Here is a 26,144-nt window from a genome sequence, read left to right as displayed (position 1 = left end):
ATAGATTTGAAAGTTAAAATATTGGTTGCAACTCATAAGCAGTACAGATTTCCTAAGAATGAGATATATATACCTATACAAGTAGGAAGTATACTTCATCAAAATGATTTTGGTTATCTAGGAGATGATAGTGGAGAGAGTATTTCTCACAAAAATGATTCTTTTTCTGAATTGAGTGCACTATATTGGGCTTGGAAAAATGAATATTTTAAAGAAAGTGATTTTTGTGGTTTAGTGCATTATAGACGTTATTTTGAAGGAACAGAATCTTTTGGAAAATTTAGGATTTTAAGTGAAGGTGATATAATGCATTATATGAGTCAATATGATGTTGTTGTGCCGCGAAAGAGAAAGTATTATATTGAAACTGTACGAAGTCATTATGACCATGCACATTATAAAAAAGATTTAGATACCTTAGAAGAAGTTTTACGAGAGTATTTCCCAGAATATATGCCGGCTTTTATTGCAGTGATGGATCAGAAAAGTTTATACCTTTATAATATGTTTGTTATGAAAAGTAAATATTATGATGATTACTGTCTTTGGCTTTTTACTATACTATTTGAAGTTGAAAAGAGAGTGGATATTTCTGCATATGATAGGTACCAGAAGCGTATATTTGGTTTTTTAGGAGAACGTTTGTTTAATGTATGGTTACTTCACCATAAACTTAAGGTCAAAGAAATAAAAGTGAAAAATATTGAAGGTGAAAACTTGATTTTAAAAGCTGTAAATATGTTAAAACGAAAGTATATAAAATGAGATATACATTATTTAAAACATCTCTTTATACGCTTCTATTAGTGATAAATCTTATGGCTGCTTATGGTGTTTCTTCATTGCTTATTGAACATATAGAAGATCATCCTATGAGTAAATATATTTGGCAAATTGGTATTTATTTGTTCTTTTATTTTTATTTTAAACTTTTCCATAGCCGAATGGTTAGTTCAAATGAATCATACCTAATAATCAAAGCGAATGTTTTAGCATTGATAACGATATTTTCCATTATATTTCTTTTAAAAGAGTCTGAAAGTTATTCACGTTTATACGTTTTAGTTTTTTTTATTTTAAATGGATTGATTCCTGTTTCAATGTATGTTATTAAACGTCACATGATGATGCTCCCTTGGTTACGGGAAGATATTATAGTGGTATGTGACACATCTGGATACGGGAATATTAAACAATGGTTTACAAAAGATAATGCTTTTGGTTTTGATGTTGAAAAATATATTTTTATTGACAAAGGGATGAAAAATACTTGTAAAGAGATAGAATCTACACTCAAGATACATAATTTTGATACGGCTGTAGTGGCAATAGACAATTATTCTGTACAGCATACTTTTTATTATATGGAATTTCTACAAAATCATGTAAATCGTCTCATTGTCTTACCACGTATGGCAAAAATACCTTTGATAAATGCAGAAGTATTTACATCTATTAATCATCGTGGGTTAGCATTCAGTACACGGAATAACCTTTTAAACCCCGTAGATAAAATGTTTAAAATGGTTTTTGATTTCATCATGACATGTATCTTAATCCTATTATTTTCTCCTATTATACTTATCTTATATATTTTAGTCTTTATATTAACCAAAGGAAAACCTATTTTTAAACATGAGCGTATAGGAAAAAATGGAAAGCCTTTTGATGTTTATAAATTTAGAACGATGCATTTAAATGCCAAACAGATACTTGAAGGGTTATTAGAGAGTGATCCTGACATTCGGAAAGAATGGCAGAAAGAGTTTAAGCTAAAAGATGACCCAAGAATTACAAAGATAGGAGCATTTTTACGTAGAACATCTTTGGATGAGTTACCTCAATTAATAAATGTTATGAAAGGGGAAATGTCTCTTGTTGGACCAAGACCTATTGTTCAGGATGAGATCAAAAAATATGGAGAATACTTTAGATATTTTAAAGCAGTAAAACCGGGAATAACAGGTCTATGGCAGATAAGTGGACGTAATGATGTGGACTATAATGAAAGGGTACAACTTGATACTTGGTATGTCAGAAATTGGTCCATTGAACAAGATTTTATTATTTTGATGAAAACAATAGTGACTGTCTTATTAAAAAAGGGAAGTTATTAAGTAGGGAAGTTGTATAGGATATTGTAAATATATGATATAATAATTAAAATGGAGGGCAGAAATGAAAATTATAAATAGAAGAGCATTTACAATGATTGAACTGGTTTTTGTGATAGTAGTGATAGGGATACTTGCTGCTATTGCTGTACCAAAACTTGCAGCTACAAGAGATGATGCTAAGATTTCAAAGGCTAGAGCAACAGTAGGGGCTTTGCGTTCTGCTATTGCTACTGAGAGACAAAAAAGAATTTTAAAAGGTAACTATGATGCGATTACTACTACGGAAGCCATAGCATTATTAGAGTACCCCTTAGGTTCCGATTGGTCAGGTTTGACATGGACTGCACCAGATGGTAGTACGTGTACTTTTACTATAAGTAATAATAAACTTAGTGGGACATGTGCTGCAATGGGTAGTGGTATTTAGTTTTTTCCTTGTTATTGTGAGAGAAAACATATCAAGTATAGAGAGATGAAGTTAGCCATTTGACAAATTCTTTTTTATATTATTATGAGGTTTATTTTATTAGGTCAAGTGCTCCAAGCTTGACTTACGCTACTCATCAATCATTAAATATTGGTTCCATTGTAGCTGTACCTTTAAAAACAACAGTGAATGAAGCTGTGATTTTTAGAAAGGTAAAAAAACCTGAATTTGAAACTGCAGAGATAACTTCTGTTTTAAATACGAATTATAATCGGGAACAGATGGAGATAGCGAAATTTATCTCTGAGTATTATTTTTCTTCTTTTGGGGAGGCGATCTCCCTTTTTATTCCATTTAAAAATACTTCACTGACCGACTTACTCCCTAAGAAAATAGAAGAGAAGATCCTTCCGAAATTAAGTGACATACAACAAAAAGCCTATGATCAACTCCTCAAAAAAGAGAAAGCCCTTCTTTTTGGTGTGACGGGTTCAGGGAAAACAGAGATCTTTATTTCGCTGATGGCAAAGATGATGGAAGAGGGGAAAACTTCTATCTTTCTTATGCCTGAGATCTCACTGACACCTCAAATGGAAAAGCGTCTCAAGGTCTATTTTGGTGAGAGTGTGGCGATGTGGCATTCCAAGTTGACCAAGAAGAAAAAAGCGTCTATTCTGGAAGGTATAGAGTCAGGAGAGATACGTATTGTGGCGGGGGCACGTTCTGCACTTTTTGTACCACTGTCTAATCTCGGACTTATCATTGTGGATGAAGAGCATGATGATAGCTATAAGGCGATGACAAGACCTCGTTACCATGCACGCGATGTGGCTGTATTGATGGGAAGTAAATTGGGTGCAAAAGTGGTATTGGCTTCTGCAACACCTTCGATGAGTTCGTACTATAAATATGATGTAATCAAGCTTGATAAACCCTATATAGAGACAGAAAAAAAGTACACATTCATCTCTGGAGACAGGATCAACAATACGATGTTGGATACTATAGATACACACTATAAAGCAGGAGACCAGTCACTGTTGTTCCTTCCTACACGCGGAAACTTCAAGTATCTCTATTGTGAGAGTTGTGGAAAGACACATCTTTGTCCTTTCTGTTCAGTGGGGATGGCACTACACAGAAAACACAGACATTTGAAATGCCATTACTGTAACTATACGGAACCTATACGGGATACCTGTATCCATTGTGGTCATACACCGCTTAAAAGTGAACGTATGGGAACTGTAGAAGCTATAGAAGTGATCTCTGAAGCTGTGGAAGGGATACAGATAGAGCAGTTCGATAAAGATAGTATCACCACGGCTAAAAAACTCAAAGAAGCATTACAGCGTTTTGAGAGTGGAGAGAGCCAACTGCTTCTGGGTACACAGATGCTTAGTAAAGGGCATGACTATGCAAATATCACCCTGAGTATCATTATGGGGCTTGATTACATCCTGGGACTGGCAGATTACAGGGCACGTGAGAGAGCGATGTCCTTACTTTTTCAGATCGCTGGTCGAAGTGGACGGGCAAAAGCAGCCCAGATCATCGTACAGACGGGTGATCCGGAATTCTTTCAAACCTATTTGGCCGATTATGAACTTTTTATCAAAGATGAACTGGCATTCTTGGAGATGGCAGAGTATCCGCCTTTTGCCTCATTGGCACGAATACTTATCGCGCATAAAGATGAAAGCAAAGCAAGTAAGATTACACTGGATACAGTGACCAAACTCAAAGCATTTGAAGAAATAGAGATAGTGGGACACGGTAAAGCACCGGTAGAGAAAATAGCCAATAAATTCAGGTTTCATATTTTATTGAGAGCCAAGCACAGGGTCCCTCTGCTTAAGGCTTTACACAGGGTAGATTGTAGAGAGATAGAGATAGATTTTGACCCTGTGGATTTCGCTTAATATCCGTTGTAGGTTGTTTAGGTAAAATTAGAGAATTATTCAAAAGGCAAACCGTGAAAGAAAGAGTCAAAACAAAAAAAATTTATGTAGGTAATGTTGCTGTAGGTGGTGATGCTCCTATCTCTGTGCAGTCTATGACATACAGTGATACCCATAACGTTGCAGCTACTGTAGAGCAGATAAACCGTCTGCATTTTGCCGGGGCTGATATGGTGCGTGTGGCGGTACCTGAGATGCAGGATGCACTTGCACTTAAAGCTATCAAAGAACAGATCTCTTTACCCCTCATCGCGGATATTCATTTTAACTATAAACTTGCACTGGAAGCAGCAAAGTGGGTGGACTGTATCCGTCTGAATCCTGGTAATATTGGTGAAAAATCACGTATTAAAGAGATCGTCAAAGCCTGCCAGGATAGAAACCTACCTATACGTATAGGGGTGAATGCCGGTTCATTGGAAAAAGAGTTTGACATAAAGTATGGTGCAACAGCTGAAGGTATGGTCGCTTCTGCAGAGTACAACATTAAATTTTTGGAAGATCTAGGGTTTACAGATATTAAGGTATCACTGAAAGCTTCGGATGTAGATAGAACGGTTGATGCCTATAGAATGTTACGTCCTAGAAATGAATACCCTTTTCACTTGGGTGTGACAGAAGCAGGAACGGTATTTCATGCGACTATCAAGTCTGCTATAGGTTTAGGTGCCCTGTTGCTTGATGGGATAGGGGATACGATGCGTGTTTCCATTACTGGAGAATTAGAAGAGGAGATCAAAGTCGGTAAAGCTATACTCAAAGACAGTGGCAGGATGAAAGAGGGACTGAACATTATCTCCTGTCCTACCTGTGGACGTATAGAGGCAGATCTGGTGAGTGCAGTAGCCGAAGTAGAAAGACGAACAGCACACATTAAAACACCTATGGATGTTTCGGTGATGGGTTGTGTGGTCAATGCCATTGGAGAAGCCAAACATGCGGATGTCGCTATAGCCTATGGCAAAGGTTCTGGACTAGTTATGCTTAAAGGGGAAGTGGTTGCTAGACTCCCTGAAGGTGAGTTGGTTGAGAGATTTGTGCAAGAGGTAGAGAAATTCGCAGAGGATAATAAATAATGGAAAATATGTACAACCTAAATATCGAAAGGGCAGTACTCTCTGCCATTATTTTTGATCCGGAAACCTACGAGGAGATCGCAGCGAAGCTGAAACCACAGGATTTCTACCTGCCTTTTCATCAGCATGTGTTTGCTGCGATGGAAGAGCTTAGTGCAGAAGAAAAACCCTTGGATGATGAGTTCTTGCGTTCAAAACTCAATGCCATGGGTAAATTTGATGAAGTTGCGATGCTGGACTTGCTTTCAGCCAATCCTATTACCAATACAGCGGCGTATCTCAAAGAGATCAAGGCAAAATCAAGCAAAAGGGCATTGGCTACACTTGCTACGGAGATCAAAAAGGTCACGATAGAAGATGACTTGCCTGCTGAAGATGTCATGAATCTGGTAGAGAAAAAGCTTTATGAGATCACGCAGAACTCCACCTCTGATGACTTTAGAGAATCTAAAGAGATCACGTTGTCCATGATGGGGGAGATAGAACGTCTCAAAGCACTGGGTAACTCTAAGCTCATCGGTACAGATACAGGGTTTAGAAACCTTAATGACAGAACATCCGGATTTGGTAAAGGGGACCTGGTGATCATCGCTGCACGTCCTGCGATGGGTAAAACAGCCTTTGTACTCAACATGGCACTCAAAGCGATAGAGCGTAATGAAGGGGTGGCTTTTTTCTCACTGGAGATGCCAGCAGAACAGCTCATGCTCAGAATGCTTTCTGCCAAAACCTCCATACCGCTTCAAGCACTAAGGGTAGGGGACCTCAAAGATGAGCAATGGAGTGATCTTGCCGCTGCGACACAGGATATCGCCTCGAAAAAACTGTTTGTCGATGACGGGGGATATGCGACCATCCACCATGTACGAAGTAAGCTTCGTAAACTCAAAGCACAACACCCTGAGATTTCTGTAGCGATCATAGACTACCTGCAGCTAATGAGTGGTGAAGGTAGAGAGGGAAGGCAACAGGAAGTCTCTGAGATATCAAGAGGGCTGAAGCAGTTGGCAAGAGAGCTCCAGATACCTATTTTGGCTCTCTCCCAACTTAACCGGGGCGTAGAGAGCAGGGACAACAAACGTCCGATGCTCTCTGACCTGCGTGAGTCGGGAGCGATAGAACAGGATGCTGATATCATCCTTTTTGTCTACCGTGATGATGTCTACCGTGAGGCACAAGAGAAAGAAAAAGAGATGAAAGCCAAAGCAGAAGGTAAAGAGTATACCTCTGAGTTTAGAAAAAAACCTGAGGAAGATGCCGAGATCATTATTGGGAAACAGAGAAATGGACCTACGGGTACCGTCAACCTCATTTTCCAAAAGAACTTTACACGTTTTGTGGATGCACCAACAGGGCCGGCCTTTGAAATAGAGTATGAAGATGCTGATATCCCTATGAACACAGGAAATATAGAGTTGCCTGCAATATAGGGTGCACTAGAATCTACTCTCAAGAGAGTTCACTTTGAAGGAGTTTCGGTGCAATTAGAAAAACCAAAACTATTTCCAGAAACAAAAACATTTATCTGGGTGATACTCTTTTTTCTACTTGTCATACTGATCCGGCTCTTTTTTGAATACCAAGCCTATCGAGATTTTATTTCAAAACCTTTTTACTATACCCATGCAAATGTATTGAATCTGTATAAAAAGTCCAAAGGAGATCAAGAGTATCAGGTTCTTAAGCTCCGAAGTGATGAGGGGTTGACTTTTTATACAACGAATTACAGTCAAGACAATTTCGATCACAAACGTCTACGTCTACAGATATTCCCCAGTAAGAAGATATCTTTTAGTGATTATCTAGGTACCTTTTATGTGAAAAGTCGCATGAAAGCCCAAGAACCTCTTCCTGTGACTTTTCTGGAGAAAGAGTTAAGAGAAAAGATCAGTATGCTCGGTGTCAGCCATCTTGTTGCCTTGAGTGGGTTCCATCTAGGGATATTGTGGGGATTGGTCTATGGTTTGCTTTTGTTACTCTATAGACCACTGCAGCAACACTTTTTTCCATACCGCCATGCATTGTTTGATGTAGGGGCCGTAGCTATGCTACTTTTAGGTGGTTACTTATGGTTTGTCGATTTTCCACCTTCTCTTCTGCGGTCTTATGCAATGGTACTGGTCGGATGGATGGTACTTTTGTTGGGTATGGAACTACTGAGTTTTACTTTTTTAACGACGATCATTCTGATACTTGTGGCACTCTTCCCTTATCTGCTGGTTTCTCTTAGTTTCGGACTCTCTGTAGCAGGAGTGTTTTATATCTTTTTATTGTTACAGTATAGAAAAGGGTTGCATACATGGATGATCACTTTAGTGTTGATACCTTTAGGTATCTTTGTTTTGATGCTACCTATTTTACATACTGTTTTCCCTGTGACAAGTGGATATCAACTTTTATCACCTTGGCTTTCCCTGCTGTTCATTCCTTTCTATCCTTTTGTGATGTTCTTACATCTACTGGGTTTTGGTAGTCTGTTGGATACGGGTTTGTTAGCATTGTTTGCACTGCCAAAAATCAGTACAGAGTCACTTTTACCTCTCTGGGCACTATTTGGGTATATCAGCATATCTATTGGGGCCATATGGAGTAAAAAACTTTTTTGGTCACTGACAGGTTTGGCAGTACTCTATGCCCATTACATTTTTTTAGTATGAATATTGTGGTGTCCTACAGGAGAGGTTGCGTTGCTCCACCATTACGGTTCCGAACCTATAAATGACAATCATTTGTCATTGATTGAGGGGGTCTCATATATGTTCTATCTCTTCATTTTTGTTCAGTAGTGCGCAAAATTTAAGCCCATGGATAAAGATAGCCCATGAGATGTAGATCCATAAAAAGAAAAAAAGTACGATACTGATGCTCCCATAGATACTTGCATAGGTCTTATTGTGTACCACATAGAAGACGAAAGCACTTTTTGAAAGATACCAAACAAGAGAGGCAATGAAGGAACTTCCCAGTGCAGCGGAGACCTCTATACGGGTATGCGGAGAGAGTTGGTAGGCGATATAGAACATCATCCATACGATGAAGTAAGGGATAATTTCATAAAGATGGATGATACTGGTGATACTGCTTTTATCAAGATATATTTGTATCTCAGCGGAGAGGTAAAAAGAGGCAGCCATCATCGTTGGTATGGTGATGATCAGCAAAAGATAGGTTTTTAGTGCCTGCCAGATCGTTCGTTTAGGTGTTGAAAAGATGTCATTCACGATATAATCATAGTCCTTGAAGAACATGATTGCAGCAAATATCACATAAAATGCCCCTATATAGCCCAATTTGTCTGAGTTTTCTATAAAGGTATTAAGGTATTCCATAATGACTTTGGAATCCGTAGGCAGAAGGTTGGCGAAAATAAGTTTTTCTACTTTCACGTACATCGTATGAAACAGAGGCATGGTAGTAAAAATAGCCAGTATGATCACAAGGAAAGGAATGATAGAGAAAAGGGTACTCCAACTCAAACTGGAGGCATAGTGTCCCAATCTGCTATCAAAAAGATCACCGAGAAAATCACGTAAAAAGATGTAATAGGTTTTGAGGATTTTTTTGAATTGAGGATGGATTTGCATATTCATTGATTCCTCCATAACTCCCGTGGAAAACACGGGAATGCATATATTCAATCTAAAGTGACATACCTGGAGAGGTTATGTCAAAAAGTGTGAATTGTCAGTTCGGTAATCCCATTTTCCCCGGATTGAGTATGTTATTCGGGTCAAATGCCTGTTTAATACTTTTGAAAAGATCAAGCTCTACCTCATTAAATGCGATGTTCATGAACGGTGCTTTACTTGTTCCTATACCATGTTCCCCACTCAGAGTTCCTCCCATCTCTACGACGAGTTCAAAGATCTCTTCTATCGCCTTGTGTCCATCATGAAGCTGTTGCTCATCCGAACCATCTACCATCACGTTGACGTGGATATTACCATCCCCTGCGTGTCCAAAACATGGCACTTTAAATCCATATTTGTTCCCTACGGCGTAGATACGTTCCAGTGCTTCAGGCAGCATACTTCTTGGTACAGAGATATCTTCATTGAGTTTTTTGCTTCCAAAGATCGTGATGGATGGGGAAGCATTACGTCTCGCATACCAAAGTTCATCCCTCTTTTGGGCGTCATGTGCAATGATGAACTCCTGGGCACCATTCTCTTTAAATGATTTTTCCAAGGTCTCTAACTGAAACTCTACCTCTTCGATCACATTTCCATCTACATCACCGATGAGCAGTGCACCTGCATCTTCTGGCAGGTTGATGCCCAGTTTTTCTTTGAGTGCCTGGACCACCAGGTCATCCATAAACTCCATAGCTACAGGATTTGCCCCTGCTGCAAGTGATTTGAATACTGCATTCATCGCATCATCCACCGAAGGGAAGATACCCATATAGGCTTTGGTAAACTTAGGTTTAGGAATGAGCTTCAGTGTGATCTCTGTGATCACAGCCAATGTGCCTTCACTCGCGATAAGAATACCTGCGATGTTATAACCGGCCACATCTTTGATGGTACGTTTCCCTGCACGGATGATGTCACCGTTCGGACGTACGGCACGAAGGGCCATCACATAGTCTTTGGTAAGACCGTATTTTGCTGCACGCATCCCCCCTGCATTTTCACTGACGTTCCCTCCGAGCGTAGAGTACTGCTCACTGGCAGGATCAGGCGGATAAAAAAGTCCTACTTCTTCAACTGCTTTTTGCAGGTCCATATTGATGACCCCCGGCTGTACGACGGCTACCATGTTTTCCATATCGATCTCTAGGATCTTGTTCATATGCTTTTCCATGCCCAAAGTGATACCACCTTGAGATGGAAGTGCACCACCCGTAAATCCTGAACCCGCACCTCTTGGCGTAATGACGATCTGGTGTTCGTTACAGTATTTGAGAATGGCACTTACATCCGCTTCATCTCTTGGAAAGATAACGGCTTCAGGTTCATAGCGTGTACGTGTAGCATCATAAGAATATGCGATAAGGTGAGCTTTGTCGCTGTAGACATTCTCTTCCCCGACAAGTGTTTCAAAATATTTGATGTGTTTTTTATCTAACATGATTGACTTCCATTATAAAGATTTCATTGTATTGTAATAGTTGCCCTCGACGTCACTGCCGAACCATCCTGAATTAAGTGATTTCAAACGCATATAAAAGGGAAATGACCCTTTAGCAGGAAGATCTGTCATGGACTGTTCAGAGACGATTTTTGCAGAGATAGGGTCTAAAAGTACAGCAGAGTTCTTACGTACGATATAGACCAGACCTACTTGATATTTTTTTGCAAAACGCGCAAGGTTTTCTCTTGTTGGTTGTTCTTCCCCTTCAGCAGAAAGATACATGGCAAAAAGATCCGGATGTATCCATTTTTTATGATGTGCAGAGGTGATTTTTGCATAGGTATCTGCATCCGGTGCTAAAAGAAGCACATTCTCATAAAGGTATCCGCCGATGACCTTGTCTTTCACTGAAATAGGTGTTTTGATAGTAGGAAGCTCATCATGATGGAGGATATCTTTACTGACCAATGCTACGGATTCACCCGATGAAGTTTGGGCAATACGACTTGTGATCGCTGTCAGGTCATTGCCGTAATTATGTATTACAACACCACTCATACCATCGACAGGAAATTTTTTATTGAGTGTAATGGTATCTCCTTTTACAGATTTGACAGAAGTGTACACTGTTTGAGGAAAAAAACCTGCAAAAAGTGGTAAAGAGAGTAGAGTGATAAGAGCTATTTTGCGCATAGCGGTCCTTTAAGTGTTAAATAATCGTATTGATTATACAAACAATATAGTAAAAGTTTATTGATGTTTGTAGTGTAGCAGGTAGATTAACCTACTTAAGTTATAATAATATCCAACTAAGCAGTAGGGATAACGGTAGCGAATGGGAAGTCTTAAAAAAATAGTGGTATGGATCTTGATATCAAGTTCCTTATTTGGTGCGAAAGTGACACTTGGACATTGGGAAAAAGGGAAAACATTTTCAGAATATTTAGACTCTAAAGAGATCTCTAAAGAGATACTTAGTGATATTTCAAAAGCAGATATCCAGTTTCTCTCTGAAATAGAGGGGGATCAACTTTTTTATGAATTGAAAGATCATAATGGTACACTTGAACAGGCATTGATCCCGATAGGAGAGGAGATGCAGATAAGGTTGGCTAAAGAGCACAACAGTGATGTATATAGCTTCGACATTATCCCTATAGAGTATAAAGAAAAAGAATACGGTGCTACGGTTACCATAGAAACAAATCTGTATACAGATGTTACGAATGCCTTGTATCATCCTTCATTGGCAGATAAAATAGGACAACTTTTTAAAGGTACGGTCAACACAAAAAAATTTCAAAAGGGTGATAAAGTTTCATTTATCTATTCACAAAAAACGAGAATGGGCCAACCACACACTATGCCTTATGTTAAAATCGCTCTGCTTGAATCTAGAAAGAAACGGCAGTTTATCTATGCAGATGAAGATGGCTACGGCTATAAAAGCACTAAAAAGTCTCAAGCCTATACCGTAACAGGTAAAGAAAAAGTAACCTATACCCGTAGGGTCCCTGTAAAAAGTACCTCTTCCCGTTTTGGTATGCCTTTACGTCATGTTCGTATCACTTCTTCCTTCAGTCATAGAAGATATCACCCTATATTAAAACGATATCGTCCACATCATGGTACAGATTTTGGTGCAAGAAGAGGTACACCGCTTCTTGCAGTAAATTCAGGAAAGGTTAGTTTTTCCGGCCGTATGAGAGGATATGGTAAAGTGGTGAAGATCAAGCATTCTGGAGGATATGAATCACTCTATGCGCATCAGAGTCGGATACGTGTCAAAAGAGGAGAGCACGTGAAGAAAGGTCAGATCATAGGGTATGTTGGTAGTACAGGAAGAAGTACGGGCCCTCATTTACATTTTGGGCTAAAGAAAAACGGAAGATGGATAGACCCGATGCGAGTACTGCGTAAGACGTCGATCAAAGATACCGTTTTAAAGAAAATTACTGAATATAAAGATGTGACTAAAACAAAATACAAAAAAGTCGTGATCAAGAATGCAAAAGAGAATGAAGAAAAGCTTTTGGCATATCTTAAAGAAAAAAGTACCCCTTTTATTTGGGAGGGATATGAACAAATGAGCATAGGTGTGGAAGATGGGAAAACGGATCAAGCACTTTAAACTTCAGCCTTTGGTCAATGCCCAATTCATAACAACATCCTTTGCCACTTATGAACAAGAGGGTATTCAAAAATCATGGGAGATCGTTGAAGCACATGATAGTGTTGCCATTCTTCTATATCATAAAGAAAAGCGATCATTTGTTTTGGTCAAACAGTTTCGTCCAGCCGTGTACTTGAATAATGAAAATGGTATGACTGTAGAACTGTGTGCAGGTATCGTAGATAAAGAACTTTCTTTAGTAGAAATTGTAAAAGAGGAAGTCGAAGAGGAGTGCGGCTATGATGTTCCCCTTTCAAACATCGAAAAGATCACTTCTTTTCATACTTCGGTTGGCTTTGCAGGGAGTAAACAGACACTTTATTTTGCCGAAGTCGGAGAGCGTATGAAAGTGAGTGAAGGCGGTGGTGTGGATCATGAACAGATTGAGGTTGTCTACCTGCCTGTAGATGATGCAAAGAAACTGATCTATGATGAAAACATCGCCAAAACACCAGGCCTCATGTTTGCATTTATGTGGTGGTTTGAGCGAAATTAAATTTCTGTTGACTCATATGCCACAACAGCAAAAATGTTAGTCGCAATACCTTTTGAGTAAACAACTATACTCCTCTATACGTCTGTCACGTAAAAATGGCCAGATATCACGTACCTCTTTGGTGCGTGAATGTTCGATCTCTGAATAGAGTATGGTTTCACTCTTGTCATCCGCATGTACCAGCATCTCTCCTTGTGCACCACATACAAAAGAGTTGCCCCAAAAACGCGTACCGGCCATCACACCGGCACTGTCCGCTTCAAAGCCTACACGGTTGCAGCTTATTACCGGCAATCCATTCGCGATGGCATGAGAACGCTGTATGGTGATCCAGCTGTCTAGTTGCCTTGCTTTTTCTTCTTCACTGTCTGCTTCAAACCAGCCAATAGCAGTAGGATAGATAAGTATTTCTGCCCCTTTGAGTGTCATGGCTCGCGCAGCTTCCGGGTACCATTGGTCCCAGCAGACCAGTACACCTAATTTCCCTACTGAAGTTTGTATCGGTTCAAACCCAAGATCTCCCGGGGTAAAGTAAAACTTCTCATAAAAGCCGGGGTCATCAGGGATGTGCATTTTGCGGTATTTCCCTGCAACAGAACCATCTTTTTCGAAGATGACGGCTGTGTTATGGTAGAGGCCTGCTGCACGTTTTTCAAAAAGTGAAGTGACCAGAACGACATGGTTCTCTTTTGCAACAGTGCCCCAAAATGCTACATCAGATTCAAAATGAGCGGCATAATCAAAAAATTTGGTATCTTCACTTTGACAGAAATACTCTGTCTGGTGAAGCTCCTGTAAGACAACAAGCTCTGCACCGTTTTGTGCAGCTTCTTTTATCTTCTCTAAAGTGACTTGGAGGGTTTGTTCTTTACTGCCATGGTAAGCTTGTTGGATCAGTGCTGTTTTCATAAAAATCCTTTTTAATATACTATCTGCATCGTAGAGCAGTGCAGACTTCCGCCTTGTTCTATCAGTCTTAAACAATTCACAGGGATGATTTCCCTGTCAGGAAATACTTCTTTAAATATCTCTCCCACCTTAGTGTCATTTTTATCATCGTAGGTAGGGTAGATCAGTGCATCGTTGGTAATGAGAAAGTTGGCATAGGTTGCAGGCAGTCTTTCATTTTCATTATTATATTTTGCTTCACACATGGGGAGTGGGATCAATGTATAGGGTTTCCCCTCTGCTGTGGTAAAGTTTTTCAGTTGTGCTTCCATTTTTTGTAGTGCTTCATAGTGTTCATCTTTTGTATCTTCACACTTGACATACATGATGGTCGTTTTGTTGACAAACCTTGCCAAGGTATCTATATGACTGTCTGTATCATCACCTGAAAGATACCCATGGTCCAGCCATAGAACTCTTTGTGCACCCAGGTAGGTACGTAGTTTCTCTTCTATCTCTTTTTTGCTTATCCCACCGTTTCTATTCGGGTTACAAAGGCATGTAGAGGTAGTGAGAATGGTTCCTTCACCATCGCTTTCTATCGACCCTCCCTCAAGAACAAAATCAATATGTTCAAGAGGCGTAGTACCAAGGTATCCTTTTTGGTGTAAAGCAGTGTTGACAGCATTGTCAAGAGAAGCTTCAAATTTGCCTCCCCAGCCATCGAAGGTGAAGTCAAGTAGTTTTACTTCATCATTTTCTTTTATACTGATGTATCCGTAGTCACGTATCCATGTATCGTTGGTAGGTATCTCTATGAAAGTCATATTCCGTGTGGAACAGAACATATTTGCAATTTTTTCTTTCTCTTTACAGATGATGTAAACGGCCTCTCCATAAGCGATTGCTTGTGCGATACGTATAAATGGTGAGAGACTGGCTTCCAAGTCTGCTGGATTGTCTGGATCATGCCAGTCTGTCTTTTCATGGGGGAAAGATAATAGTACAGCACGCTGTTTTTCCCATTCAGCCGGCATAGTAATCATATGGACCTCTTTTTATTATCTATTTTGGTATAATCTCGTCATGGCATTTATTAAAATAAATAAACAAAATTTCTATCATAATCTTAACCAAATTGCACTAAAAACTGGCTCAGTTGAGAAGATCGCAATTGTCCTTAAAGACAATGCCTATGGTCATGGGCTGGAACTGATGGGGAAACTGGCATCAGAGTTTGGTATCAGACATGCAGTCGTACGTAAAACGGCAGAAGCAGAGCAGATAAGATCCCTCTTTGAAACGATACTGATATTGGGTGACAGTATCATAAAAGATGAGAAGTATTCTTTTACGATCAATACTTTGGAAGATATCAAAAAAGCCCAAAAAGGTGCAAAAGTAGAACTCAAAGTAGACACAGGAATGCACCGTAACGGGATAGCTTTGGATGAGCTGGATGAAGCATTTGCTTTGATCGAAGAACAAGGGGTAGACCTTATCGGTGTGATGACGCATTACCGGAGTTCAGATGAATTGAGCTCTGAATTCTTTTGGCAGCAGAAGCAGTTTGAAACTGTGAAACAGAGAGTAAAAGAAGCCGGTTTTACGAATGTAAGAGTACATTCGCATAATACAGCCGCTATTCTTAGAAGTAAAAGTTTTGATGAAGATCTTGTCCGTGTAGGAATTGGTATTTATGGATACAATGAACTGCCGCACCTTTTTGATGAAGTGACACTATATCCTGTAATGTCACTACATGCTAAAAAGATATCAAGCAAAGTATTAAAAGCTGGAGAACGCATAGGATACGGAGGGGACTTCATCGCTACAGAGGATATGACAGTATCTACCTATGATCTAGGCTATGGTGATGGATGGTCTAGAGGGAATAGTGCTCAACCTTATGTCACAAGTGAGGGGTTACCTGTACTAGGACGTGTCTCTATGGACTCTATCTCTCTTGAGTCAGATAAAGAAGAAGTGTGTGTGATGGATGATGCACAAGTGGCTGCAAAACAGTTTGGGACTATTTCTTATGAAGTTACAACAGGATTATCTGCTGATATCGCAAAGGAAGTGATTTAAATTTTGTGATTTGGTGGAGATGAGGGGAATTGAACCCCTGTCCTAAAATAGATAGAACCATGACTCTACATGCTTAGTCAGTGTTGTTAATTTTAATCCTGCTTTGTACTACACTCAAAACTTTACAAGACGAGCTAAAATTCTCACACCCTGGCATAGCTTCCAGGGAGCATAGTCATCAGATGTGATACTTCAAAATCCGGTTAAGATGACACTCACCGGCGAAGCAGTCCTCCGCGTTAGCGGGGTTAATGACTTACGCTACTGCGTAAGCTGGACGATAATCTGTATTGTTTGCGTTTATTCGCGTGTGGGCCGCGTAACGGAATTGCCCAGTCCGACATGCACATAGCCCCGACTACTCCAGTCGAAACCAAGTCATCCCCATATCTGTAAAGATGGCGGAGTGTAACACTTTTAAGTTAATTTGTCAATAGGGTGAGAAAATAACGTTTTTTGTTATAATGCAGCAATCCTGATCGACTCCATTACACGTAGGTTTTTCGGATAGACAAACAAAGAAAATATGGTTTAAAGATAGATAAATAGGTATCTAGAATCTGGGAATATAAGGGAAGAGGAACAACATATATGACACTCACACAAAAAGTATTATGGTCGATGCTCCTGGGGATCATTGTAGGATTGGTGATCAATATCGGTGGCTGGAACAATGAAGGCAGTTTTGTGCAGGAGTATGTCGTAGGAGGAATCTTCTATATCATAGGAAAGATGTTCATTACCGCACTGAAGATGCTTGTGGTCCCTTTGGTCTTCTTCTCACTTATCTCGGGTGTACTGGGTATAGGAGATGTACGGAAGTTGGGAAGTGTAGGGGTAAAGTCATTTGGACTTTATATGTTAACGACGGCTATCGCGATCGCTACTGCTATAGGTTTGGCGATCATAGTGGCCCCTGGTTCTGGTGCGAATGGTACAGCTACAACAACTTTCATAGCCAAGGAAGCACCACCTCTTTCGGAAGTACTCATCAACATTATCCCTGATAATGTCATTCATGCCTTTGCTTACGGGAATATGTTGCAGATCATCTTCTTCTCTATTTTGTTCGGTATCTCATTGTTAATGGTAGGGAAAAAAGCACAAAACATTGCAGAGGGGGTAGAAGTTCTTAATGAAGCGATGATGCATATGGTCAATATCATTATGTCTGTAGCACCTGTCGCTGTGTTTGCATTGCTTGCCAAAGCGATTTCTGAACTCGGTTTGGATCTTCTTATCAGTCTGGCCGGGTATGTACTGGTGCTTGTGGCTGCGTTGTTACTGCATCTTTTTGGCACGCTGATGATCCTACTCAAACTTTTTTCCGGGCTGAGTCCTAAAATGTTCTTACAGAAGATACGGGATGCACAGGTCTTTGCTTTCTCCACAGCAAGTTCCAATGCGACCATACCCGTCACACTGAGATCTGTGACAAAGCGTATGGGGGTAGATAACTCGGTGGCTTCATTCACTGTACCTTTCGGGGCCACGATCAATATGGACGGTACGGCCATCATGCAGGGAGTGGCGACGGTCTTTATAGCAAATGTGTATGGCGTTGAACTGGGGTTAAGCGGTTATCTAACGGTGATACTTATGTCTGTGCTGGCTTCCGTAGGAACGGCAGGCGTACCCGGTGTAGGGCTCATCATGCTCTCCATGGTCTTTGTGCAGGTAGGACTTCCTGTAGAAGGCATAGGACTCATTTTGGGTGTTGACAGACTGCTTGACATGATACGTACTTCTGTGAATGTCACAGGGGATGCTGTTGTGACCTGTATCGTGGCTAAGAGTGAAAAAGAGTTGGATAGATCAGTATTCAGAGATGCCAAGGCTGGAGAAGTAGAAGCACTGGATATTGATGAAGCCGAAGAAGAGGGGTTGGCTGATATTATCCATAAGACAGAGGAAGGCTAAAGCCTTCTCTCTTCTAAACTTGCGACCAATTGTGAAGCAGTACCTGCTTTTTCACTTTTAGGCTGATAGAGATAGTTGTGTATTCTATCCGGTATCTCCTCTGGCAGTGTTAAATTTTCAAATTCCTCTTTTGCCGATTGTTTTGCTTTGAACAGAGCCATCTGTACACGTGAGTAAAAGTTCGCTGCGCCTTCTCCTGATGTCTCTATGGCAAGGAAATTGGCTTCAGGAAAACGGCTTGTGACCAGCGACTGTACCCCGTCTGAGACCGAAGAAGAGGGCATACATCCAAAAGGTTTGACGGAGATGACAAGGTGTGAAATGTTCTCTTTGACACTTTCGATGAGGTGTGCTACTTCCAAATGCCCTTCACCCCCGTCACAGTCAAGTGTATAGTACTCTTGTCCCAAACGGGCAAGTTTATCCATGTCAGGTATCTCATAGTCATGGAGACCGATGGCTTTTGCATAGAGGGCGAAATGGGTTTTGATCGCTGCCTTGCCCAGCTTGATAAGCACCCGTGTTTTCACAGAAGAGAAGTCTATTTTGTTGGCATCTTCAACCTGTAGATTTTCCCTTTTGTGTACAGCACGTTCTGCTTCCCAAAGATTTAAAAGCAAACGGTTGATGATAGGCTGCGGTATACACTCTGCACCCTCGGATTCTAAAAATCGATGTAGGTTGTAGTTTCCATCACCTTCTGTCATAGCCGCCCAAAATTCACCCATGACCATGACCTTGGCTTTGGGCTGCAATCGGTCGAGTTTTACCTCTTCCAAGACCCTTCGGCATTTCCATAATGTTTTTACCAAACTCTTTTTTTCTAAGAATGCTTCAGAGACAAGATCTTCACACTGTTTCATGGCTGCATCGACACTGCCAACTTCTACTTCATAAGGACGCATCTTGTAGCCAAGTATATTCATGATATCACCGATGATCACCGCCTTGGTGAGGGTGATAAAAAAGTGAGGGGTGAAGTTCAAAATTCCATCATCGATCTCATCTCCCTGAAAAATGCCTTTGTCGTGGTCAAAAGATGTGATCCTGAGACCATCAAAACCTGCATCCCTCAAGGCTTTTTTGTATTCGGTAATATACATGCCAAAACGGCAAGGCCCACAACCACCTGCAGTGATGTAGACATATTTTCGTACAATCTCTTCACTGCTCAGACCCTTCTCATCACGAAGTTTTTGTAAGTATTTGACAAGGTTCCCGACAGTGAAATAGGTAGGGTTGCACTGGCCTCTGTTTCCAAAAGCTTTCCCTTTTTGAAAGGATTCAAAATCGGGGTTGGGGATAGAGATATAATTCTCCCCCAGTGACTGCAGGGCAGACTGTATGAGCTTATCCTGCAAAATGGTCAATCCACCCGAAAGCAGAATAGTTTCCTCTTTGGGTGCATACTTGATAGTTTCTTGTGGTACATCCCTCCATTGTGTCTGGGTTGTATTGATGAACGACAGATCACCATTACTTTGGGGAGGTCTCATGTTACTGCATACTTCACTCATACTCTTATCTCCTCTTGTGTTGGATTGTGCGTTGTCTGTTGTGGATGGGTAAGTCGTTTTTGATATTGTTCCAGTGTATAGGCAAAGGTCTTCACACGTATTTTTATGGATCCGCCGGGTTTGTTGGCATCGATATCATGCAGGGTCAAGTGTGGTGTACGGCTTGCCCCTAATATTTTATCAATGATCGCGTAGGTCGGTGCATCATGACCGCATTTGAAACTGGAAAGGTCAAGTACGGCAACATTAGGATGCCGTGCTGCAAATTTGGCTGCCCAGACCTTTTGTGCAGAATTGGTTGAAAAGTTCTCTGCCCATACATCGCGTATGTCATAAGGGGATTCAACATAACCAAAGTCGACATCCTCTTTGAAGTACTGCATCAGATAATCTTCATCTTTGGGAATGGCACGCATGGAGAGTGTTTTAAACCCTAAGGATTGGAATTCGTCCAAGACTTCATGGTTCAGTCCCGGGTCTGAATGGTAAGGACGTCCTAGCAGTAAGATCACGATCTCGTCATTAGCAACAGCTTCATCTAAGATACTGCGTCCCTCCTGCATGATCTTCGCATCATTTTGATCCAACGCTTTCCATGCCTGCTCTACTGCCCAGTTATTCTCATCTTCAGTGATACGGAGTTTATCTCTCCAGGTGTGAAAAAGCTGTTTTTTCAGTAAGTCATGGTTGTCAAAATTGAGTGCATCTTCTACGTAATCAATGCCTTTTTCTTCAAAGAGGTTTTTCTCTTTGGTGAAGGCAGAGTAGACTACTTTTGGTGTACCTGAGATGATAGGACAGGATGTTTGGCCCATCGTATGTTTGAGATAGCCGGGAAGATGGGTGACCGCAGGGAACCAGAGATGATCAAAGTGTTTTTTGGAAAACTTTTTAGAGTACATCAGTGAATAGACATGAGATTGGGCCACTTTTGCCGGGTAGCAAGAATCTACGGAGCCGTATTTTGCCCCTTCCAGGAACATGTCTTCATTGGAAAAACCTGAAAACTGTATGTTCATAGGACTAAGGTCAAGTGCTTCGAGATAGGTACGTAAAAAAGGGGCCAAAGAGTAAACGTTCAGCACTTTGGGTATGGCTATCTGCAGATTCTTTCTGTAAGTTTTACTCTCTTGGCTACTTTCCAAAAAGTTTCTGGTGACCTCTTTTCTTAATGTCGGTCCCCAGCCACCCAGTGTCACTTTGACCTGTTGCTCTTTGACTTGAGTTGCAGCTGTAGGTTTTGTCTCCAGGTCATAGGTAGGTGCAAAGAGTGACATGGACTCTTTTTTGACAAGGTTAGGGGTGTTTTTCTGTAATGCTTTTCTCCCCTCTTTAAGTAGTTTGAGTGCTTCATGGGACTCCACGGTACCCTCTTCACATGAGAATCCTGCGATGTAACGTACAGTGTCAGATGAAGGGGTTTGTGTGTCTATAAAGGTACGTGAACAGTTGATACTGCAAAAGTGACAACGTGTGCTCTCATCGGTTCTGGAGGTGTAGGTCATCTGTAATGCTTCTTCCATACCGACAAAGGTCGCATACCCTCGTTGCTCGACCATATCTTTGGCTTCTAGTGCTGCACCATAGGCACCGGCTTCTCCGGGATGAGGGTGTACATCTACTCTGGCATGCGGTACTTTCTCTTTGATATAGTCTACTTGGGCTTTAAGGGCAGCTTGATTGTACTGGGTACCACCTTGCAGCACAAAATGGTCTCCAAAAGCAGCGAGGTTGGGTGCCTGTACGACATACTGCCAGACATTTTTAGGCAAGACTTTGGCAATGCCTGCAAAGAGTTCTTCTTTGCTGTAGCCCTCTTTTTGAAAGTTGACCCTGTCCGTGTCCAGGAACACCGCACAACCATAGTTAAAGAGTGGCGCTTTTTTGGCTGTAAAGGCGGTGTATGCGTAGTTTTCTACAGGGACACCAAACTGTTTTGCCATACTTTGAAGCAGGGTACCATTACCTGCAGAACATTGGTTGGAAAGACGGAAATTTTTCATCATGCCGTTTTCCATGAAAAGCACTTTGATATCCTGCCCTCCGATATCACAGATGACATTGATATCTTCTCCGAAGGCTTTTTGTGCACTTTTCATATGTGCGATGGTTTCGATGATATTCGCGTCTGCATTGAGTGCACCGCCGAGTACATCCGCGGCGTAACCTGTTACACCTAAGCCCTGAATGTCATAGAAGTGATGTGGGTCTTGTGCCTGTATTTTCTGTAGTAACTCCAGGGTATCTTCTATGGGGTTCCCTTTGGAGAGTTGATAGACCTTCAATAGCAGTTCTCCTTGTGCATCACACAAGACTGCTTTGGAAGAGGTGGAACCTCCGTCTATACCCAAGAAACAGGTGGTTTTTTCTGTGAGTAGAGGAGGGGTGAACGTTTTGATCGTGTACTCTTCTTGAAAGGCTTGTAACTCTTCAGGGCTGGAAACCAGAGGGGTATCATCATTCTCATTTTGTGTCACTCCTCCTGTGTCGACCAGGGTTTTAAGCTGTATAAGACCTGTAAAAGGTTTGTCATGGTTCGCTTCGCCTTCACCGAAGATCACGGCCCCTAACGCAGCATAATACTGGGCATTGTCAGGTACGATGATGAGTTCATTGATCTTCTCTTTGTCATACTGTACACCACGCTCATCCCATAGTTCACTGATACGCATACGCCAACACTCTTGTAAAAATGGCAGGTAAGTGTTGGGACCTCCAAGAAGCAGGACTTTAGGCATCAGGGTATTCCCACGTGTCAGGACAGTGAGATTTTGCATCACGATGGCATCAGCAAGTGAGTTCATGATCTCATGCGAAGGAACAGAGGTTTTGACAAGGTTTACGATGTCTGTTTCGGCAAAGACCCCGCACTTGGCTGCAACATGGTGAAGTTTGTCTGTTTCAAAAGAAAGTTTCTGAACCTCATCGCTTTCCATGCCTACTTTCATCGTACATTTCTCGATCGTTGCACCCGTACCTGAGGCACATTTGTCATTCATAGAGCTAAGTACGGACTTCTTACCATCCTCACTGACTTTAAAATGCATGATCTTCGCATCCTGTCCGCCTAGTTCGACAACAGCCCTTACATCAGGATGGAGATGTTCAACGGCCAGGACAACAGCATTCACCTCTTGTACAAAACGTGCATTGATCGTGGGTGCTATACGGGTGGCGCCTGAACCGGTGATGTAGACTTTGTCTATGTGGTTATAGATATCAGGGTGTGCAAGGGAGAGTTCTTGAAGGAGTCTTAAAAGTGTCGGGGCTTGTTTGGTATCGTGGGGGGTATAGGCTTTTTGGAGTATATTAAAATGTTCATCGCACACTACGTACTTTACGGTCGTTGAACCGATGTCAATACCGAGTGCATATTTAGCTATGAGAGGCTTTGTCATATTTTTGATCCTTCGATACACTTTTAAATGCCCATATCATCCATAAGATACCCAATATTATATAAGGTATACTTAATATTTGACCTGTTGTAAAAGGAAGATCTGTCGTATAGGCTGCCTGCCTGGTTTTGGTATATTCCAAAAAGAAACGCGCAGTAAAGACGGTAATTAAAAAGACAGCAGGAAGTATCTTGGTTGCAAAAGCAGGCGTCACTTTACGATAGATGACAATCAATAGGAGGAAAATAATAATATAGGAAAATGCTTCATAGAGTTGCACGGGATGTCTAGGGAGCATATCGACACGTGCAAAGATGATAGCCCAGGGTTTGTCACTCGGGAGTCCCAGTATCTCTGAATTGAAAAGATTACCAAAACGCACAAAGGCCGCAGTCAGTGCACCAGGTATGGAAACACGTGAAAGTAGCCACATATAGGATGTGTGATAGCGTTTTGCAAACAGATAAAGTGCGATCAGTACACCTGCAAGTCCACCATGGCTCGCAAGCCCGCCTTTCCATACTTTAAGTATCTCGAGGGGATGGGAGAGATAAAACTCCGGTTCATAGAAGAAACAGTGTACCAAACGCGAACCCAGTACTGCACCTACCATGACATAGATCAGCATGGAATCAAGAACAGCAGGATCTTTGCCTTCGCGTTTATAGATCTTGGTGAGGATCATCAGTCCAAGAAAAAATGAACCCACAAAGAGCAGACCGTACCAACGAAGCTGTAAAGGACCTAATTCTAAGATATTGGGATTGACGTTCCAGATAAAATGTTCCATAGAGTATAACCCTTTCTGTAATTCAGAGTATTATACTCGAAATTATTTAATACACTTTTATGGTTGAATAATTACTCTTTGGGGAGCTTTTTGGTCATATAGTAATATCCGCCACCCACGATAATAATCGATGCAACTAACAGAATAATACCGATTTTTATACCTGGATCCATCATATGCTCCTTTTAGCTGTTTATTTTTTCTTTGATCTCTTTTGCAATAGCAGAGATCTTTGTGATCTTTTGGCTATCACTCAAATGTTCATCTAAAAGCACTTTGACAAAAGCAGAACCAACGATCACCCCATCTACACCTTTGGCTTTATCTTTGGCAGTGTTTTCATCTACTCCGAATCCTACATAGACCGGTGTATCTGTAAATGCTTTGATATCTGTGATGATCGGCTGCAGATCTTCACTCTGTCCAGAACCTGTAATACCTGCATATGCCACTAGGTAGATGAATTTTTTTGCATCCGTCACAATCTGCTCTATCCGTGCTTTGGAGTCTGTAGGCGCAATGAAATCTATCAGGGTCAAACCCGCGGCTTCTATGGCCGGTTTATAAGGTTTTGCTTCTTCTAAAGGAAGGTCTGGAATGATGAAACCGTTCACACCGGCTTTGTTTGCTTCAGTGATGAAAGTCTCTAGTCCTTTGTGGTAAAAAGGGTTGAAGTATCCCATCCATAATGTATCTATATGGGGCGTTATCTTCGCAGACACTTCAAACAGATGGTCAAGTTTAAAACCGTTTTCCAAGGCTTTCAGGTTGGCTTTTTCAATGACAGGACCATCGGCTACAGGGTCTGAAAAAGGCATGCCCAGTTCAAGGGTATCTACACCTGCTTCTGCCAAAGCCAAAGCGGCATCTACAGTAAATTCCAATGAAGGAAAACCGGTGGTAATATAGGCAACTAAATTTTTCAATGTGAACTCTTTTATGACAATATGTAATATATTTTTGTTATTATACATTTTTTAGATAAAATGAGACAAATGAGATAAGAAGGAGAGTTTCTTCTCTTGAGTGTCTAAACCGAAGCGCTCTAAGCAAAGCAAGGACGTGTAGGAAATACTTAACTATGTAGGAAGACTATGAGTATTCATACCCCAAAAATAGACAAAAAAGTCACTTTACCGGCCATTGGAAAGATGAAAGGCGTTGAACCTATTACTATGGTGACAGCGTATGATGCATTGTTTGCACAGATTTTTGATGGTGAAGTAGAGATGATACTTGTCGGCGACAGTCTTAATATGAGTTTTCTGGGAAAAGAAGATACACTGTCTGCAACCATGGATCAGATGATCTATCATACACAAGCGGTTTGCAATGGCGCAACGTTACCTGTGATCGTCATGGATATGCCTTTTGGTACGTACACATCACCTGAAGTTGCAGTCAAAAATGCAACAAGAGTGTATCAGGAGACCAACGCACAAGCGGTCAAGATAGAGGGCGGTAAAGAGAGAGCGCATATCATTGAGGCATTGACACAAAACTCCATTGCTGTACTTGGACACATAGGACTCATGCCACAGTTCATACGCAGTGAGGGTGGCTATAAAATACGTGGAAAAGACCAGGCTGACATTGATAAACTGATTGAAGATGCCAAGGCAATCGAAGCAGCCGGTGCATTTGCCATCGTAGTGGAAGGGGTGAAAGCAGAAGCGGCAAAAGTGATCACCGAAGCGGTCTCTGTCCCGACCATCGGTATAGGGGCAGGGAATGCCACAGATGGACAGGTGCTTGTTTGGAGTGATATGTTCGGATTCTTTGAAGCTTTTAAACCGAAGTTTGTCAAGCAGTATTTTGATGGAGCAAAACAGGTACGTGAAGGGCTTGAGGCCTATCGTAATGAGGTCAAAGCCAGAGAATTTCCTAGTGATGAATATACCTATTGAGACAGGGAAAAATGACTAAAGGTTTACTTGCTATGGGAATGGCTACAGGGTTATATTTAGATGGCTGCAGTGACAACAGATCGGTACAGAGTCCGGTAGCAAGAGCAGGTTCTGCTTCTGATATACACGATAAACTGCTTACAACGCAGGCATTACGTGATATGGATATTAAAGTGGATACACAAAACGATAAAAACATTTTATGGGGTACCGTGCATACGCAAAAGCAGAAATTTTTGGCAGGTTCGGTCGCACGTTCCGTTGAAGGTTCAGGCATAGTAGTCAATCGATTGGTGGTAGAGTAACA

Annotated in this window: 22 protein-coding genes and 1 other RNA gene; 13 read left to right on the top strand and 10 right to left on the bottom strand. The window is 41.2% G+C overall.

What is annotated here, in order from left to right; genetic code table 11:
- The first annotated feature begins 6 nt into the window (after positions 1 to 6).
- From PF327_RS02565 to PF327_RS02535, 7 genes are all read left to right on the top strand, one after another.
- A complete protein-coding gene (locus PF327_RS02565) occupies positions 7 to 765 on the top strand; it encodes a DUF4422 domain-containing protein (RefSeq protein ID WP_289401198.1) in 759 nt (252 codons plus the stop codon).
- Entirely contained in the window at positions 762 to 2,117 is a 1,356-nt protein-coding gene (locus PF327_RS02560) for an exopolysaccharide biosynthesis polyprenyl glycosylphosphotransferase (protein ID WP_289401197.1), read from the top strand. The genes PF327_RS02565 and PF327_RS02560 overlap by 4 nt, the downstream gene beginning before the upstream one ends.
- Before the next feature lie 61 nt (positions 2,118 to 2,178).
- Positions 2,179 to 2,544 carry a type II secretion system protein gene (locus tag PF327_RS02555; protein ID WP_289401196.1) on the top strand — a complete coding sequence of 122 codons (366 nt, stop codon included), beginning with the start codon at positions 2,179 to 2,181 and terminating at the stop codon, positions 2,542 to 2,544.
- A 59-nt stretch (positions 2,545 to 2,603) separates the two neighbouring features.
- Entirely contained in the window at positions 2,604 to 4,466 is a 1,863-nt protein-coding gene (locus PF327_RS02550; RefSeq protein WP_289401195.1) for a primosomal protein N', read from the top strand.
- A 53-nt stretch (positions 4,467 to 4,519) separates the two neighbouring features.
- Positions 4,520 to 5,581, top strand: a complete 1,062-nt coding sequence (gene ispG / locus PF327_RS02545; protein ID WP_289401194.1) for a flavodoxin-dependent (E)-4-hydroxy-3-methylbut-2-enyl-diphosphate synthase — start codon at positions 4,520 to 4,522, stop codon at positions 5,579 to 5,581.
- Positions 5,581 to 7,011: a replicative DNA helicase gene (locus PF327_RS02540; protein WP_008244556.1), complete on the top strand. Its 1,431-nt coding sequence runs from the start codon at positions 5,581 to 5,583 to the stop codon at positions 7,009 to 7,011. The genes ispG and PF327_RS02540 overlap by 1 nt, the downstream gene beginning before the upstream one ends.
- Positions 7,012 to 7,059: 48 nt before the next feature.
- A complete protein-coding gene (locus PF327_RS02535) occupies positions 7,060 to 8,238 on the top strand; it encodes a ComEC/Rec2 family competence protein (RefSeq protein ID WP_289401193.1) in 1,179 nt (392 codons plus the stop codon).
- A 93-nt stretch (positions 8,239 to 8,331) separates the two neighbouring features.
- Here the strand turns inward: PF327_RS02535 and PF327_RS02530 are convergent, their stop codons facing one another.
- The 3 genes from PF327_RS02530 to PF327_RS02520 form a co-directional block, all read right to left on the bottom strand.
- A complete protein-coding gene (locus PF327_RS02530) occupies positions 8,332 to 9,171 on the bottom strand; it encodes a YihY family inner membrane protein (protein ID WP_289401192.1) in 840 nt (279 codons plus the stop codon).
- Positions 9,172 to 9,265: 94 nt separating this feature from the next.
- On the bottom strand, positions 9,266 to 10,654 hold the full coding sequence (locus tag PF327_RS02525) for an FAD-binding oxidoreductase (protein WP_289401190.1): 1,389 nt from the start codon (positions 10,652 to 10,654) through the stop codon (positions 9,266 to 9,268).
- 12 nt (positions 10,655 to 10,666) lie between these two features.
- Positions 10,667 to 11,350, bottom strand: coding sequence for a plasminogen-binding N-terminal domain-containing protein (locus PF327_RS02520; protein ID WP_289401188.1), 684 nt, complete (start codon positions 11,348 to 11,350; stop codon positions 10,667 to 10,669).
- 142 nt (positions 11,351 to 11,492) lie between these two features.
- On the opposite strand from PF327_RS02520, the gene PF327_RS02515 reads away from it, so the two are divergent.
- Both PF327_RS02515 and PF327_RS02510 read left to right on the top strand, forming a co-directional pair.
- Positions 11,493 to 12,788: a peptidoglycan DD-metalloendopeptidase family protein gene (locus PF327_RS02515; RefSeq protein ID WP_008244549.1), complete on the top strand. Its 1,296-nt coding sequence runs from the start codon at positions 11,493 to 11,495 to the stop codon at positions 12,786 to 12,788.
- Positions 12,763 to 13,326, top strand: a complete 564-nt coding sequence (locus tag PF327_RS02510; protein ID WP_289401186.1) for an NUDIX domain-containing protein — start codon at positions 12,763 to 12,765, stop codon at positions 13,324 to 13,326. The genes PF327_RS02515 and PF327_RS02510 overlap by 26 nt, the downstream gene beginning before the upstream one ends.
- A 36-nt stretch (positions 13,327 to 13,362) precedes the next feature.
- Here PF327_RS02510 and PF327_RS02505 read toward each other — a convergent pair whose 3' ends face one another.
- Positions 13,363 to 14,235 carry a carbon-nitrogen hydrolase gene (locus tag PF327_RS02505; RefSeq protein ID WP_289401185.1) on the bottom strand — a complete coding sequence of 291 codons (873 nt, stop codon included), beginning with the start codon at positions 14,233 to 14,235 and terminating at the stop codon, positions 13,363 to 13,365.
- 11 nt (positions 14,236 to 14,246) lie between these two features.
- The gene (locus PF327_RS02500; protein ID WP_289401184.1) at positions 14,247 to 15,260 is read right to left on the bottom strand and encodes an agmatine deiminase family protein; all 1,014 of its coding nucleotides are present in this window, start codon (positions 15,258 to 15,260) and stop codon (positions 14,247 to 14,249) included.
- A 40-nt stretch (positions 15,261 to 15,300) separates the two neighbouring features.
- Here PF327_RS02500 and PF327_RS02495 point away from each other — a divergent pair, with 40 nt between their 5' ends.
- Positions 15,301 to 16,305 carry an alanine racemase gene (locus tag PF327_RS02495; protein ID WP_289401183.1) on the top strand — a complete coding sequence of 335 codons (1,005 nt, stop codon included), beginning with the start codon at positions 15,301 to 15,303 and terminating at the stop codon, positions 16,303 to 16,305.
- An 11-nt stretch (positions 16,306 to 16,316) separates the two neighbouring features.
- Here the strand turns inward: PF327_RS02495 and ssrA are convergent.
- Positions 16,317 to 16,691, bottom strand: a transfer-messenger RNA (tmRNA) gene (gene ssrA / locus PF327_RS02490).
- A 205-nt stretch (positions 16,692 to 16,896) separates the two neighbouring features.
- On the opposite strand from ssrA, the gene PF327_RS02485 reads away from it, so the two are divergent.
- Positions 16,897 to 18,225 (top strand): dicarboxylate/amino acid:cation symporter, encoded by a 1,329-nt coding sequence (locus tag PF327_RS02485; protein WP_289401182.1) that lies wholly within the window; start codon positions 16,897 to 16,899, stop codon positions 18,223 to 18,225.
- Here PF327_RS02485 and PF327_RS02480 read toward each other — a convergent pair.
- The 4 genes from PF327_RS02480 to trpA form a co-directional block, all read right to left on the bottom strand.
- On the bottom strand, positions 18,222 to 19,742 hold the full coding sequence (locus PF327_RS02480) for a hypothetical protein (protein ID WP_289401180.1): 1,521 nt from the start codon (positions 19,740 to 19,742) through the stop codon (positions 18,222 to 18,224). The two genes, PF327_RS02485 and PF327_RS02480, sit on opposite strands and share 4 nt — an antisense overlap.
- Positions 19,739 to 23,140, bottom strand: a complete 3,402-nt coding sequence (locus PF327_RS02475) for a BadF/BadG/BcrA/BcrD ATPase family protein (RefSeq protein WP_289401179.1) — start codon at positions 23,138 to 23,140, stop codon at positions 19,739 to 19,741. The genes PF327_RS02480 and PF327_RS02475 overlap by 4 nt, the downstream gene beginning before the upstream one ends.
- The gene (gene lgt / locus PF327_RS02470) at positions 23,118 to 23,930 is read right to left on the bottom strand and encodes a prolipoprotein diacylglyceryl transferase (RefSeq protein WP_289401178.1); all 813 of its coding nucleotides are present in this window, start codon (positions 23,928 to 23,930) and stop codon (positions 23,118 to 23,120) included. Before lgt ends, PF327_RS02475 begins: the two co-directional genes overlap by 23 nt.
- 185 nt (positions 23,931 to 24,115) lie before the next feature.
- Positions 24,116 to 24,856 carry a tryptophan synthase subunit alpha gene (gene trpA, locus PF327_RS02465; RefSeq protein ID WP_008244526.1) on the bottom strand — a complete coding sequence of 247 codons (741 nt, stop codon included), beginning with the start codon at positions 24,854 to 24,856 and terminating at the stop codon, positions 24,116 to 24,118.
- Positions 24,857 to 25,024: 168 nt separating this feature from the next.
- Between trpA and panB the strand changes: the two genes are divergently transcribed.
- Together panB and PF327_RS02455 are read left to right on the top strand one after the other, a co-directional pair.
- Positions 25,025 to 25,837, top strand: a complete 813-nt coding sequence (gene panB / locus PF327_RS02460; RefSeq protein ID WP_289401177.1) for a 3-methyl-2-oxobutanoate hydroxymethyltransferase — start codon at positions 25,025 to 25,027, stop codon at positions 25,835 to 25,837.
- An 11-nt stretch (positions 25,838 to 25,848) separates the two neighbouring features.
- Positions 25,849 to 26,142 carry a BON domain-containing protein gene (locus PF327_RS02455; protein ID WP_289401176.1) on the top strand — a complete coding sequence of 98 codons (294 nt, stop codon included), beginning with the start codon at positions 25,849 to 25,851 and terminating at the stop codon, positions 26,140 to 26,142.
- Positions 26,143 to 26,144: the final 2 nt, after the last annotated feature.

The organism is Sulfurovum xiamenensis (assembly GCF_030347995.1).
Classification (GTDB): Bacteria; Campylobacterota; Campylobacteria; order Campylobacterales; family Sulfurovaceae; genus Sulfurovum; species Sulfurovum xiamenensis.
This window is presented reverse-complemented; position numbering and strand designations above follow the sequence as displayed.

Coding starts and splice junctions, on each gene's coding strand:
- PF327_RS02520 (WP_289401188.1), bottom strand. CDS start 11,350: ATGCGCAAAATAGCTCTTATCACTCTACTCTCTTTACCACTTTTTGCA.
- PF327_RS02530 (WP_289401192.1), bottom strand. CDS start 9,171: ATGAATATGCAAATCCATCCTCAATTCAAAAAAATCCTCAAAACCTAT.
- PF327_RS02475 (WP_289401179.1), bottom strand. CDS start 23,140: ATGACAAAGCCTCTCATAGCTAAATATGCACTCGGTATTGACATCGGT.
- lgt (WP_289401178.1), bottom strand. CDS start 23,930: ATGGAACATTTTATCTGGAACGTCAATCCCAATATCTTAGAATTAGGT.
- PF327_RS02485 (WP_289401182.1), top strand. CDS start 16,897: ATGACACTCACACAAAAAGTATTATGGTCGATGCTCCTGGGGATCATT.
- panB (WP_289401177.1), top strand. CDS start 25,025: ATGAGTATTCATACCCCAAAAATAGACAAAAAAGTCACTTTACCGGCC.
- PF327_RS02455 (WP_289401176.1), top strand. CDS start 25,849: ATGACTAAAGGTTTACTTGCTATGGGAATGGCTACAGGGTTATATTTA.
- PF327_RS02510 (WP_289401186.1), top strand. CDS start 12,763: ATGGGAAAACGGATCAAGCACTTTAAACTTCAGCCTTTGGTCAATGCC.
- PF327_RS02500 (WP_289401184.1), bottom strand. CDS start 15,260: ATGATTACTATGCCGGCTGAATGGGAAAAACAGCGTGCTGTACTATTA.
- PF327_RS02495 (WP_289401183.1), top strand. CDS start 15,301: ATGGCATTTATTAAAATAAATAAACAAAATTTCTATCATAATCTTAAC.
- PF327_RS02560 (WP_289401197.1), top strand. CDS start 762: ATGAGATATACATTATTTAAAACATCTCTTTATACGCTTCTATTAGTG.
- PF327_RS02480 (WP_289401180.1), bottom strand. CDS start 19,742: ATGAGTGAAGTATGCAGTAACATGAGACCTCCCCAAAGTAATGGTGAT.
- PF327_RS02555 (WP_289401196.1), top strand. CDS start 2,179: ATGAAAATTATAAATAGAAGAGCATTTACAATGATTGAACTGGTTTTT.
- PF327_RS02505 (WP_289401185.1), bottom strand. CDS start 14,235: ATGAAAACAGCACTGATCCAACAAGCTTACCATGGCAGTAAAGAACAA.
- PF327_RS02540 (WP_008244556.1), top strand. CDS start 5,581: ATGGAAAATATGTACAACCTAAATATCGAAAGGGCAGTACTCTCTGCC.
- PF327_RS02525 (WP_289401190.1), bottom strand. CDS start 10,654: ATGTTAGATAAAAAACACATCAAATATTTTGAAACACTTGTCGGGGAA.
- PF327_RS02515 (WP_008244549.1), top strand. CDS start 11,493: ATGGGAAGTCTTAAAAAAATAGTGGTATGGATCTTGATATCAAGTTCC.